The organism is Gordonia terrae (genome assembly GCF_051789125.1).
Classification (GTDB): Bacteria; Actinomycetota; Actinomycetes; order Mycobacteriales; family Mycobacteriaceae; genus Gordonia; species Gordonia terrae_A.
This window is the reverse complement of record NZ_CP196526.1, coordinates 3,821,614-3,834,330: the sequence shown is the minus strand read 5'-3', so window position 1 is coordinate 3,834,330 and position 12,717 is coordinate 3,821,614. Positions and strand designations below refer to the sequence as shown.

At 69.6% G+C, this 12,717-nt stretch carries 11 protein-coding genes; 1 reads left to right on the top strand and 10 read right to left on the bottom strand.

The features are described from left to right. Positions 1–38 precede the first annotated feature (38 nt). On the top strand, positions 39–179 hold the full coding sequence (locus ACSUZC_RS17520) for a hypothetical protein (RefSeq protein WP_439029756.1): 141 nt from the start codon (positions 39–41) through the stop codon (positions 177–179). A gap of 165 nt (positions 180–344) precedes the next feature. On the opposite strand, the gene ACSUZC_RS17515 is transcribed toward ACSUZC_RS17520, so the two are convergent. The 10 genes from ACSUZC_RS17515 to ACSUZC_RS17470 all read right to left on the bottom strand — a co-directional run bounded on the left by ACSUZC_RS17515 (position 345) and on the right by ACSUZC_RS17470 (position 12,716). After that, positions 345–1,838: a sugar transferase gene (locus tag ACSUZC_RS17515; protein WP_439029755.1), complete on the bottom strand. Its 1,494-nt coding sequence runs from the start codon at positions 1,836–1,838 to the stop codon at positions 345–347. A gap of 131 nt (positions 1,839–1,969) precedes the next feature. Then, on the bottom strand, positions 1,970–2,638 hold the full coding sequence (locus ACSUZC_RS17510; protein ID WP_439029754.1) for a GAF domain-containing protein: 669 nt from the start codon (positions 2,636–2,638) through the stop codon (positions 1,970–1,972). A gap of 51 nt (positions 2,639–2,689) precedes the next feature. Continuing rightward, complete coding sequence (locus tag ACSUZC_RS17505) at positions 2,690–3,841, bottom strand: lipase family protein (RefSeq protein WP_439029753.1); 1,152 nt, start codon at positions 3,839–3,841, stop codon at positions 2,690–2,692. 56 nt (positions 3,842–3,897) lie between these two features. Beyond that, complete coding sequence (locus ACSUZC_RS17500) at positions 3,898–5,175, bottom strand: hypothetical protein (RefSeq protein ID WP_439029752.1); 1,278 nt, start codon at positions 5,173–5,175, stop codon at positions 3,898–3,900. Next, positions 5,162–6,268, bottom strand: a complete 1,107-nt coding sequence (locus tag ACSUZC_RS17495) for a glycosyltransferase (protein ID WP_439029751.1) — start codon at positions 6,266–6,268, stop codon at positions 5,162–5,164. Before ACSUZC_RS17495 ends, ACSUZC_RS17500 begins: the two co-directional genes overlap by 14 nt. After that, positions 6,258–7,790 (bottom strand): hypothetical protein, encoded by a 1,533-nt coding sequence (locus ACSUZC_RS17490; protein WP_439029750.1) that lies wholly within the window; start codon positions 7,788–7,790, stop codon positions 6,258–6,260. Before ACSUZC_RS17490 ends, ACSUZC_RS17495 begins: the two co-directional genes overlap by 11 nt. Positions 7,791–7,935: 145 nt before the next feature. Then, positions 7,936–9,033, bottom strand: a complete 1,098-nt coding sequence (locus ACSUZC_RS17485; protein ID WP_439029749.1) for a beta-xylosidase — start codon at positions 9,031–9,033, stop codon at positions 7,936–7,938. Positions 9,034–9,094: 61 nt separating this feature from the next. Next, positions 9,095–10,192 carry a glycosyltransferase family 4 protein gene (locus ACSUZC_RS17480; RefSeq protein ID WP_439029748.1) on the bottom strand — a complete coding sequence of 366 codons (1,098 nt, stop codon included), beginning with the start codon at positions 10,190–10,192 and terminating at the stop codon, positions 9,095–9,097. Continuing rightward, positions 10,189–11,769: an oligosaccharide flippase family protein gene (locus ACSUZC_RS17475; RefSeq protein WP_439029747.1), complete on the bottom strand. Its 1,581-nt coding sequence runs from the start codon at positions 11,767–11,769 to the stop codon at positions 10,189–10,191. Before ACSUZC_RS17475 ends, ACSUZC_RS17480 begins: the two co-directional genes overlap by 4 nt. Beyond that, the gene (locus ACSUZC_RS17470; protein WP_439033162.1) at positions 11,766–12,716 is read right to left on the bottom strand and encodes a glycosyltransferase family 4 protein; all 951 of its coding nucleotides are present in this window, start codon (positions 12,714–12,716) and stop codon (positions 11,766–11,768) included. Before ACSUZC_RS17470 ends, ACSUZC_RS17475 begins: the two co-directional genes overlap by 4 nt. Position 12,717 lies beyond the last annotated feature (1 nt).

Genomic DNA, 12,717 nt, shown 5'->3' with positions numbered 1-12,717 from the left:
GGTTCCGGCGCAACGTTTTCGAGCACAGGGGGGTCGTCGTGACCGCAGCACTTCTCGCGATCGTGAGCGGCATCGTCCTGCTCGTCGTCATCGTCCGCACGGTGATCATCACCGTCCGCGACGACCGTGGTCGGGTGCCCTACCGCGCCGCGTACGACACGCGGCGTCCGTTTCCCTGAGGATTCGAATGGCGTCGCCTTCGCCGGTCTTGACCGGCAGACTTCACTTCGACTGCTGGACTTCGATCGAAGTCCATCGGTCGAGTTGAAGTCTGTCGGTCGCGGGTCCCTCGATGCTCGACTCCTGCGCTCCTCGCACCTCAGGCAGCCGTCCGGGCGCGATGCTCACTCGGCCTTCTTCAACACCGCCAGCACGGTGAGCAACAGGATCTTGATGTCGAGCCAGAGCGACCAGTTCTCGATGTAGTAGTTGTCCCATTCGGCGCGGTCGGCGATCGACGTCTGTCCGCGCAGTCCGTGCACCTGGGCCCATCCGGTGACGCCGGCCTTGACGCGATGACGTTCGCCGTAGCGGCGGATCTGGACCTCGAACAGCGAGACGTACTCGGGTCGCTCGGGCCGGGGACCGACGAGACTCATGTCGCCGCGGAGCACGTTGAGCAGCTGAGGCAGTTCGTCCATCGACGTCGAGCGCATGATCTTGCCGATCTTGGTGCGCCGGTCGACGCCCTCGACGCCACCCGGTGCGCTGCCGTCGGTGGGCCGGAACTTCTCCGCCTCGGGATCCTCGGGCCGCATCGAGCGGAACTTGAGGCAGTCGAAGACGCGCGCGTTGCGGCCGACCCGGGGCTGCGCGAAGAAGATCGGCCCCGGCGAGCTGAGGCGCACGAGCAGCATCAGGGTCAGGAACAGCGGCGAGATCGCCGTGAGGATCAACGCCGCGATGATCCGGTCGGTGATGTGCTTGGTGCGGAACTGCCACCCGCGCGGATTGGTGTGCGGGACGGACATCAGGGGGAGTCCGCCGATGTGGTCGACGCGGCTGCGTCGGCCGATGACGTCGAACATGCGCGGCACGATCCAGACCTTGACGCCGTGCCGGTGGGCGATGCGGACCGCCGCGGTCAACCGTTCGACGTTGGTCACCGCGAAGGCGATGACCAGGATCTCGGCGTTGGTCGCGCGGATGGCCTCGTCCAGGTCGTCGACCCCGCCGAGCTGATCGATCTTGTTGGACGGACCATCGTCGCGATCCGAGCGGGGCGGGGCACCGGCGGCCAGGACACCCACCGGCCGGAGACCGTGCTCGGGGGCGGAGACCATCCGGCCGACGACCTGGGCGGTCACCGGTCCGTCGCCGATGATCAGGGTGGGCGACAGGAGGTGGCCGTGTTTACGAAGGCTTCGTTGGATGTTGTCGCGCAACAACCGTCCGAACGGCACCCAGAACAGCGCCGACACCCACACCTTGGTCACCGCGGCACCGGGCCGGTCGTCGGAGAACGACAGCAGCAGGGAGCACAGGAGGATCATCGCTGCGATCGTGCAGCCGGTCATGACCTTGCCGACCTCGTCGAGGAATCGGCGGTTCAGACCGCGCCGGTACACCCCGCGCAAGGCGAAGATGACCACCAGGATCGGTAGGTACAGGACGAGGGTCCACAGCGGCGGGTGGGCTCCATTGCCACTCGTGGTCCACCAGAGACCCATGGCCACCGCGATCGACGCCGACAGCACGTCGATGGACACGGTGACGAGCGTGCTCAGGGGATCGTCACGGATCAGTTGGTCGAAACCCCGTCTGGTGTCGGGCGTCGCGGGCAGCTGAACACGCGTCGTAGTCGTTGGTTTCTCGGCCTGCGATACACGGGTCGACAAGTCCACTCCATCCGCGAAACGGCCCCCCGCTTCCGCCGATTGTAGGTGCACCCGCCACCTCATGTGCGCCTACCGGGTACGTGTTGGGAACCGGAGTGTTCACGGTCCCGTAACGAGCACGTCCTCCGGTCTCAACGGCCGAAGATGAGTTCCCGGACCAGGACCGAGAGATCGGACATCAGCTGAACCTCCGCGGAGGACCAATGGTGCGGCTCGGAGTCCCAGGCACAGAACGTGCCGATCACATGACCGTCGTCGTCGGCGAGCGGGATGCCCAGGTATGCGGTGACCTCGCCGCTGGTCGCGGTCGGATGGTCGGCGAGCAAGGCGTGGTCGGCGATGTCGTCGATGATCAGCGGCGAGCCGCTGACGACGGGGAGGACGCACAGGGAATTGACCAGGGCCCTGGTGCTGGGACCCTCGGGTTCGCCCGAGCGGAACGCGATGGCCGCCGTTGCCTGCTCCTCCGGCGTGATGACGTTGACCGCCACGTGCGGGACGCCGACGGCGTCGATGGTGAGCCGGATGGTCTCGTCGAGACTGTGCGTCGGCGGGTCGTCGAGCAGTCCGCTGTCCTTCAGGGCGCGCATGCGCGCCGGATCGGCCAGGATCGCCCGGAGCGCGATCTCGACGTCGGGATTGCGTCCGCGGACGGCTTCGAGTACTGCGTGCAGGCCGGCCTCGGGGGACATCTCGAAGAACGCGGCGAGCTGTTCGGCGTCGTGCGCTGGGGCTTCCGCGTCCGGCGAGCGGGGGTCGGCGCCGGCCATCGCGTCACCATCCTCGGTGTTCGAACTCATCGTCAACTCCTCTCGCTGCCCCGGGGGCTCGGCCCGGACAACGCACGAGATTCATGCGCAGGTGTCGGGCGTGCGCTGCCCTGATCTGACGGCGGCCACCCAGTCGGTTGCCGCGGAGCCGATGTCGAGTATGCCGTGCGGCTGGTTGCGGACCCGGATCGAAGTGATTACATCACCTCGGCGGCAGGCCTGGTCGATGGCCTTCGCCGTCCACGGCGCCGGGATGACCTCGTCTCCGTCGCTGTAGGCGATCAGCATCGGCGCCGACGCCCGACCCTGCGGGAGACTCACCTCGCGGAGCCACGTCCGCAACCTGTCGGTGGCCGCGGCGTCGACGGGCCGGTAGTCCTCGGGCCGGGTCGCCTCGACGACGGCCTGCTTCTGCACCAGTGCCACGTCTTCGCACTCGAGGAAGACGCCGAAGGCCTCGCGCAACGGCCCGCGCACGTAGTCGTCGATGACGAGTTCGGGATGGATGGTCTGCAAGCCCGTGAGCACCAGCGGGAGAAATGCGATCTGTTGTTTCGTGAGAGTTCCGGCGTTCATCGCATCGGCCAGCGGTGCGACGTCGAGCGCGGGACTCATGCTCACCGTTCCGCGCAGGCGCAGGCCACGGCCGTAGGTACCGGCGATCTCGTTGGCGTGGAACACCGCGTGGCCGCCCTGCGAGACCCCGAATCCCCACCACTGGTCGCTCGTGTCGTCGATGACTCTCCGGGTCGCGCGGACCGAGTCGATGATGTCGTACGCGGCAGGCGCCGGGTCGAGGTACCGATGGCGCCCCGGCGTGCCGAGGCCCTGGTAGTCGGTCTGCACGACGACGAATCCCAACTCCAGCATCGAGGCGACGAGACTGACGGTGCCCAGCAGGTTCCCGTAGAGGGAGGGAGCGCAGTTGCCCGCGGTGCCGGTCGTCGGGTGCCCCACCGCCAGGACCTGCCACCCGCCTGCGGGCGGGCGACCGCGGGGGACGAACGCCGCGGCCGAGACCGGCGTGAGGTCGCCGGTGACGGCATCGGTGGACAGATAACGGAAACGCACGGTTCGGTCGGCGATCCGTCGCAGCGAGATGTAGGCCTCGGTCGGGATCGGGGAGCCGACCAGATCGCCGGCGGACGCTCCCGTGGGCACCGTCGTGTCCGGAGCGGCATCTGAACTCGAGGCACCAGGGGACGAGCACGCGCTCGTGATCAGGGCGGCCACGACGAGCACTGTCACGAGCACGGAGGCAGAGCGCGCACGGTGCCGCGACGACACCCTCATGACCGCGTGAGCACCTGATTCAGCAGGGACACCGGGTCTTCACAGAGGTGATCCAGAGCCGCCTCGATGACCGGCCGCCCGACGAAGTCGCTGCAGAACGTCGTGGTGAAGCTCCGCGAGCCGTCGATCTCGCTCACGAGCATGCTGGCCGCATCCGGGCCGTCGGGCTCGACATAGGCGAAGAGGTGATGTGATGCCGACGCGGGCTCCCAGGGGATGTCGCCGAAGATCGCGATCCGGCCCAGATCACTGACCGACAGTCGCAACTTGTCGGGCACCTCGATCTGGTCCGGCTCCGCTCGGGGGTCCGAAGACGGCTTCGACGGGCGCACGCGTTCTCGTAGCTCGCCCGCAGCGAGGACCGCGGCCGGCCATCCGGATTCCGCGACGGCTCGGATGCGGTCGCCGATCTCCATCGGGGTCGCACCGGCAGGGAACTGCAGCGGGATGCCGACGGCGAAGTTGCCGTGATCCTCGGCGTGGTCGGCGTCGAGATAGCGTCGGCAGTCGAAGAGGATCTGGGTCCGCTCGTCGAGTGCGACGCTCTGTGCCGCCAGCGCGGTGCGCCACAGGGCCACGGTCACCGCGGCCGACGACATGCGGACACCGGTGTCGGCGATGGCCCGCTTCAGTTCGGCGGTCTGACCGGGCCGCATCGCGGCGGTGACGGCGCACCGTGACGAGCGCCAGTCGGTGATGCTGCGCCCGGGGTGACCCGCGGGTGCGGCTGCATTCGCCGATCGCAGACGCATGATGTCGCGGAGTCGGCGGGGATGGCGGAGGACGTGCCGGCGAAAGGCCTGCCAGGCCGCGTCGGCCGGCAGTGAACGTTCGAACCGCTCGGTCATCGGGAAGTCATGACGACTGGCCACGCCCGCGATCTGCTCGATGCCGAGGCGGCCGTCACCCATGCCGTGCGTGTGATCGATGACCAGCCAGTGCCCGCACACCAGCACCTCCAGTCGGGGCAACGGGTCCGGGCGGTTGCGCAGGCGGGTCATGATCTCCCCGACGGGCAGGTCGGCGAGATCGGGTCGGTCACAGACTTCCGGTGCGGTGGTGACGTCGTGTGCCCAGGTCTTCGACGCCGGGTCCGGGACGAGGGTGAGCCGAGACGTCGGCGTGCACGCCTGCGTCAACCGTGTGCGGATGAGGTCGAGATCCAGCGGCGCCATCGGACCGGTCACCGAGATCGTGCGCGAGGTCGACAGCGCCCGGTCCAGAACCGACGCACGAGCGCGTCCCCGGGTGGTGGAGGAGTCAGCGCGCGGCATCGACGACCTCCCGCATCTCGTCCCGGAACCGGTCGCGCCGGAACCGTTCGGCCCAGGCGCGGATCTCGGACCGGTCGTAGTCGTCGGCATCGAACTGCCGCAGCGCGGCGGCGAGTCGCTCGATGATCTCGTCGTCGGTTCCCGGTTCGATGAGCAGGCCGCTGGACCCCGGGATGACCGTGTCCAGCGCGCCACCCTCGCCGAGGGCGATCACCGGGGTCCCGGTGGCCATCGCCTCGACGGGCACGATGCCGAAGTCCTCGATGCCGGGCATCAGGACCGCACGCGCGCCGCGATGGAGGTTCAGCAGGGTGTCGTGCGGTACGCGGCCCAGGAATGTCGTCTTGGGGCCGGCGAGTTCGCGACATTGCTGCATTGCCCGGCCGTCGCCGGCGACCACGAGTCGCACATCGGCGCGGGCGGCGGCCGCGATGGCGAGGTCGGGGCGCTTGTACGGCACCAGCCGCCCGGCGAGGAGATAAAAGTCCTCGCGAGGCACCGACGGGTCGGGAGTGAAGCCGTCGAGGTCCACCGGCGGGTGCACGACGACCGACTCGCGGTCCCAGTGCTCGCGGATGCGGTCGGCGACCGCCGACGAGTTCGCGACCACCGTGTGCAGGCGCGGCGCCGCCTCGACCTCGCAGCGACGGGCCACCACCGACAGCGCCGAGAGGATCGCGGCACCTGCTGCCCCGCCGCCTTCGCCTGCGCGCAGCGACGGGTCCCACGCCCAGCGGGCCGGACTGTGCACGTAGGCGATGACCGGCGCATCGGTGGCGTGGACCGCCTGGGTGGCGAAGGCGTGGTGACTGGTGACCACGGCCGAGGCATCGCGCAGGGGCATCCGACGGAAGGCCATCGGCATCAACGGGAGCAGCGGCGCGTAGGTCTTTTCGCCGAGCAGGCGGTAGATGCGGTTGAGCGACGAGGTGACCGGCGGCTCGTCGAGGCCCGCCGGGATGCCGGCAGGACGCGCGATCGGGGCGTGGACCTCGACGCGTGGCCACGTGGCGGCCAGTTGCTCGACGACGTGCTCGGAACCCGCGATCTCGGTGAGCCGTTCGTGGACGACGGCGACGTGATCAGCGGGCATTGCTGTCCACTTCGCCCGGCACGGCCCGGAAGCGACCGGAATCGGTCGGCTCCACGGTGCCGGAGGGGTGGGGGGTACCGGGGTCGTCGTGCGCGGGCGAACGTGACATGTGCGTGGAGGCCTCGCTTGTCGGGACATCGGTGGACTGGGTGCCGGTCGGGTCGGTGCCGTTCGGGTCGGTGGCGGTCGCGCTCGAGCGGGACCGGGACGGGATCGCCTCGGTCGGGATCGCCTCGGTCGGGATCGCCTCGGTCGGGATCGCCGCGGTCGGGGCTGACCCGGTCTGTCCCGGCCGCCCGGGTCCGGGGTCCGTGCTCTCCGGCGGGGTCGCGGCTGAGGACTTCCCCGTACGCAGCACGATCAGATGTCTCGTCGACCCGATTTCCGCGAGCTGCGAGAGCACGTCGTCGGCCGCCTTCCGATCACGCCCCGACGACGAGAGGACGACGACGGCCAGTGCGAGGTCGGCGGGATCGACGCGCTGCCACCAGGCGTCCCGGAGATCGGCCTGCACCACCCGCATGCGGTGTCCGCCTCCGGTGTCGCCGGGAGGGGGGACGAGGTCGTCGAGAAGACCGCGGACGTCGACGTTCTCTCCGGTGAGGATCAGTGCGACCTGGGCGCGACGATGACGCTGGGCGAACGCGGGCAGCAATGTCGACGGCAGCGCCGGCTCGCCGCGTTTCCCGTAGGTGAGCTGGGCGCCGAATCGGTGCGCGGCACGCCGCGCCCAGATCGGGTTCGGACGGCGCCCCCGGCGTCCACGGAACAGGACGAGCAGTTCGGCCGCGATGATGGTCGCGGCGATACCTGCCACCGCGCCCTCCTGCGTGGGATTGGGCGCCACCGGCACATCGCTCACCGACGGTGCGGCGAGAACCGTGAGCGTGTCGGAGGACGAGTTCTGCAGACGGGTCAGCTGGGAGTCGAGGTCGGCGAGCGTCGCGTCGGACTCGACCTTGGCGTCGCTGCGGTCGGGTAGGGCGCGGTTGCGGACGCGTTCGGCGGTCACCTGCGCGCGCATCTGATCGATCTGCCGGGTGATGTCGCGCGCGTGGTTGGACAACGAGGCGGCCGAGATGGCCGTGACCATCGCTCGGGCCACGTCCTCGGCCTGCTCGCTCGTCGGTGCCGTGGCGGTGAAGTCCATCATCGTGGGCGCCGAGCCCGGCGTGGTGGTGACGTGCGAACTCAACTCGCCGGTGGTCCACCCCGTGTCCACCTGGGTGAGCACCTGTCGCAGCACATTCTCGTCGGTCGACAGGGCGACGAACGGCGCACGCAGCTGTTCTACGAAGGCATCTCCCGGGATGATGGTGCCGGCCGGGGTGATCTCGGCGGTCACGGTCGCGGAGTATTCCTTCGGCACGAGAGCGCTCCGCAACGCGAACACGGACGCGCCGACGATGATGCCGATGAGGATCGCCGGGACGGCAACGCGAGCGAGGTCGCGGAAGTGGCCGAACAGATCGATCGAGGGCGGCGCGTCGCGCCGCCCGGCGGCATCGAGGCTGGAGCTCACACGTCTCTCCTGTGGTGTCGGATGCCCCCCCGACCATCCCCGGACATTGCAGTGCTCGATCGACTTTCAGTCCACCATAACCAACGTCCCGCGCGATGGTGGTCGACGACGATTGGCGTGGCGCGAGCCGATCACGCCCCGGCGGTCACCGCGACGCCAGCATCGTGTACGCCTGCTTCGGCGACCAGTCGCGGCGCACCAGACCGAAATTGTGCTCGAGGTTGTTCGGGTCGGTGCCCGCGTCACGCAGGGAGTACACGAACAGCGGGCCCAGCCAGGGCGCGTCGTTCTGGGCTCCCATGGCGATCGCGATGCTCTGTGCCTGTACCTCTTCGGAGACCGCGTTGGTCCCGGTTCCGGTGGGCGCGCCGAACTCGGTCATCCAGATCGACTTGTCACCGTCGCCGGCGGCCACCATCACGTCCCGCATGTCCCACATGCGGGCCGCGGTGCTCCACGACGCGGCGGCGGGATCGTTCGGGAGTGCCGGGTAGGTGTACGGATGCACGCCGAGCGCGTCCAGGGAGTCGTTGAACCCGCTCTGATAGAGATTGCGCACGAAGGTCAGCGGTGCGATGTCGCGACCGTTGTCGGTGCCGGGGGCAAGGCCGCCGGAGATCACCGCGGTGCCCGGGACCGCGCGCTTGATCGCGGAGTACGACGCCGTCAGGAGTCGTCCGTACTCGGTCGAGTTGGCCCGCGGCAGCCAGTAGTTCGCCAGGTTCGGCTCGTTCCAGATCTCCCACACCGCGATCGACTGCGAGTAGCGTTGCGCGGCCGCGGCGGCGAAGGAGGCGAAGACCTGCGGGTCGGCGGGCCGGTAGTGGCTGTTGCGCGGGAAGTCGCCGGGCCGAGCCGCCCACAGCGGGGTGTAGGTCACCAGACCCAGCGGACACATGCCGTGTGCGACGACCGCGTTCACCACCCGGTCGATCGGCGCCCAGTTGCGCTGGCCGCGGCGCGGTTCCACAACCGACCAGTCGACGTCGATGCGGACCGCCCACATGCCGAGGTCCTCGGCCACCGACAGCTCGCGATCGAGGTCGGCGTCGGATGCACTCAGCAAGGAGGCGCCCGGCGACGCCGCGACCTTGTGATCACCGGCGGCGAGCGAGCATGCGGCGGGCGCTGCATGGGCGTCGTTGCGCACCAGCACGACGGTGGTCAGGGTGGCGACGACGATGCATGCGTACGCGAGTGCGGATCGAACCGTCCGGTGCCGTGCGTGCGGGGACCTTGTCATGGGTTGCCTAACTGGGGGGAGGGCGCAGAATGCGCGAAGAGTGTCCGGCCGCTGTTTCTCCTCAGCTGGACAGCAACTCGTCGAGCATACGCGGTAGTGTGACCGACTTGTCGTGTCCGTCGGCGATGCGACGTCGGGCTTCGCTGGTCAGCGCCTGTCGGAGGTCGTCGTCGCCGAGTATCCGGGTGATGGCCGTCGCCAGTGCGTCCGGGTCCGACGGGGGGACCAGGATGCCGGCGCCATCACGCAGGAATTCGGTCGTGCCGCCGTGATCGGTACCGATGACCGGCTTTCCGTAGGCCATGGCCTCGAGGACCGACAGCGGCCCGGCTTCCGGTGTGACACTGGCCGAGACGACGACATCCCAGCGCTCGAGGGCGCTGCGCAGATCGGTGTGGCCGAGGAAACGGACGCGCCCGGCCAGGTCGGGGCGTTCGGCTCGCTCGTGCAGTGCCGCAACGTGTTCGGCGTCGCCGGGAAACGATCCACCCGCGAATTCGAGTTCGACACCGGGTACGTCCGCGACGGCGTCGAGCAGCACGGCGTGCCCTTTCCACGGGGTGAGCAGCGCGAGGATTCCGACGACGCGTGGATCGTGGAGATCGGTGGACAGCGCGGGCACCGGCCAGGTGACGCCGTTGTGTGCGACGACGACCGGTAGCCCCAGTTCGAGCAGCGGGGCGGCCGTCGCCTCGGACACCGCGACCGCACGCCGGATGACGGGGGTGCCGATGCGGATCACCGCCCGTTGCCGGCCCGACGACAGGGTGTCGTGCACGAGCCATGAGATCCGGCCCGGCGGACGTGCGACACGTGCTGCCGGAAGCGCGAACAGCGAGTTGACGATCGTCGAGGTGCCGGGCTGCCGGGTGGCGCGGCGCAGAATCCGGCCGGCCCGCACCCACGCGCCCAGGAGTCGACCGGCGCCGGCCAGGCGGGCCAGGCCGCGCTCGCCGCTCAGACCGAGTGGTGGGATCGTGACGTGGTCGACGCCCGGCGGCAACCGTGTGGGCAGTGGGCCGTCGGGACTGACCACCCGTACCGCGTGACCATGGTCGATCGCGACGCCGATCAGGTCGAGCATGACCTTTTCCGCCCCGGAGACCTGCCCGGTGTGAGCGACGAAGACGATCGTGCGCGGCTGTGCGGGATCGGTCATCGAACCACCTTCGCGTGTCGGCCGGGAGGCGAGGTCGCCGCCCGGATGAGCAGTACTGCGGGACCGGCGACGAGCAGGGCGGCGACGGCTGAGACGACCGGCCATGGCACCGAGTCCACGGCCCAGACCCCGGCTGCGCTCACCGCGGCGGTCACCAGGATGAGCGCGGCCAGCGAGCCCACCGGGAGCAGCCCGGTGACCGGCAGTGTCTGGCGGACCACGACCCACAGGGCGATCGCCGCGACGGCGAAGGTGACGACCGTGGACACCGCCGCGCCGTTGTAGGAGTAGCGCGGGATCAGGATCACGTTCAGGGCGACATTCAGCGCGAGGCCGCCGATCGCTATCCACGGATACCGGCTCGCGTGCCCGGTGGCGGCGAGCAGGAAGATCCCCAGCACCACCAGGGCCATGATCGCCGCGCCGAGCACGAGGAACCGGGCGGCGTCGGCACCGACCACGAAACGCTCTCCGTAGAGCAGGTCGATGACCTGAGCGGCGCTGGGCCAGAACGCGGCGACGACGACGGCGCCGCCTGCGCCGAAGACGATCGCGGCGGTGCGGCATCGCTGGCGGAGTTCGGCGGGCTTGTCGGGCCACGCCGCGACCATCAGAGTGCTGATCGGCCCGGCGGCGGCGAGGATGAGGGTGTCCATGATGTCGGAGAATTTGTAGCCGATGCTGTAGATGCCGACCGCGTCGAGCGAGTCGAGCAGGCTCAACAGCAGGACGTCGATCTTCTGCAGGGCGATGGTGAGCGCGAAACCGAGCGCGAGCGGCAGGGCATCGGTGAGCATCGGTTTCCAGCGCGACCACTCGACGACGCGTGAGGGCCGCAGGCCCGAGGACCGGCGCGCGATGCCGACGATCTTGACGATGAGCGCGAAGATCTCGTTGGCGACCGGCGCGAGGACGAACACCAGGAGCACCGGGGCGGCGAGTGCGGCGGCGATCGTCAGGGCGAGCTGCAGGACCTGGCCGAGACTCTCGGCGATCGCGGTCAGCAGCAGTCGGTGGCGGCTCTGGAAGATGACCGTCAGCGCCTGCCCCGGGGTGGCGAACACGACGACGAGCCCGGCGATCACGGTCGCCCGGATGACGTCGCCCGGGTACTGCAGAACGATCACATAGAGCACGGCGATGAGATAACCGATGAACCCGAGCAGGACCCTGAGGGCGATGAACGACGACGCCGTCTTCGCCACGTCGTCGGGATCGTCGGAGATCAGGCGTGCCATCACCGCGCGACCGACCCCGAGATCGGTGAAGATCGCGGTGAGCCCCAACAGCGCGAAGACGAACGAATAGGTGCCCCAGTCCTCGGGCGAGAGCGTGCGGGCGATGATGACGCTGCCCGCCCACCCGAGACCGGCGATGACGAGGCGGCTCACCAGCATCGCCGCCGTCGCGCGCGCGGCAGCCCTGGCGTCGGATGCCGGGTGCGCGCCCGATCCGTCGGAAGTCGTTGTCCCCGTAGTTATCTCGGACTCGCCCTGCTGCTCGACGCCCTGCATCTCGACAGCTTGCTGTTCGACGAGCAGGTCGGAGGGCAGCGGGCCGGTGACGTCAGGGCTCACGGCGACCCCGGGGCGGGTATGTCGATGCCCGAGGCCCGGTAGGCCTCGACCGTCCGCCGGGCAGTGGTCTTCCAGGTCAGCGTCTCCGCGACCGAGACGCCGGTCTCGACGAGAGCCTGTCGTCGGTCGGCGTCGCGCACGATAGGTTCCAGCGCGCGGACCCAGTCGTCCTCGTCGTGGCCGGACACCAGCACCGCCCCGTCGCCGACCACCTGGGGCAGTGCGCCGACGGCACTCGCGACGACCGCGCCGCCGCTGGCCATCGCCTCCACCGGCGGCAACCCGTATCCCTCGTAGAACGAGGCGTACGCGGTGACGGTGGCCGCCGCGTACAAGGCGGGCAGATCCTCGACGTCGACATACCCGAGCCCCACCGCCGAGGACGGCGCGTCAGGACCTTTCGACCCGGCACCCCCGAGCACGCACGGGATGTCGAGGCGCCGTGCGACCGCTGCGACCAGAGCGACGTTCTTGCGCGGCTCGACGGTGCCGATCTGCATGATGAACCGGTCGGGGAGATCGTATTTCGCGCGGACACGCTCGACGTCGGCGCTCGCCGGGGGACGAGCCCACGGGGCTGGTGCGAGTTCGGTGACGTGGGCGTCGCGACCGCAGGTCTCGCGAATGCGTTCGGCGGTGAACTCCGACACCGCGATCAGGACATCGGCGCGCCGGAGTGTCGTACGCACGAGCACCGACTCGCCCGCGGCCCGGAACCGGCTGGACGCCGAGGGCATGTCGAGCACCGACAGGTCGTGGACCGTCGCGACCGTCGTCGACGGCCCGGCGATCGGGAGATCGACGTCGAGACCGTGGAACACGCCCGCGGATCGCATGGGCAGGACGCCGAACACCGCACGTCGGACCCCGTCGGCGACGGGACGCTCCACCGGGGTGACCGCCTCCGGCAGTTCGTCCACCGCATCGGTCTGGACCACCGCCGACAGA

Bases quoted from the DNA above. Each gene is read 5' to 3' on its own strand.
- ACSUZC_RS17510 (WP_439029754.1), bottom strand. From the start codon at position 2,638: ATGAGTTCGAACACCGAGGATGGTGACGCGATGGCCGGCGCCGACCCC.
- ACSUZC_RS17500 (WP_439029752.1), bottom strand. From the start codon at position 5,175: ATGCCGCGCGCTGACTCCTCCACCACCCGGGGACGCGCTCGTGCGTCG.
- ACSUZC_RS17495 (WP_439029751.1), bottom strand. From the start codon at position 6,268: ATGCCCGCTGATCACGTCGCCGTCGTCCACGAACGGCTCACCGAGATC.
- ACSUZC_RS17485 (WP_439029749.1), bottom strand. From the start codon at position 9,033: ATGACAAGGTCCCCGCACGCACGGCACCGGACGGTTCGATCCGCACTC.
- ACSUZC_RS17480 (WP_439029748.1), bottom strand. From the start codon at position 10,192: ATGACCGATCCCGCACAGCCGCGCACGATCGTCTTCGTCGCTCACACC.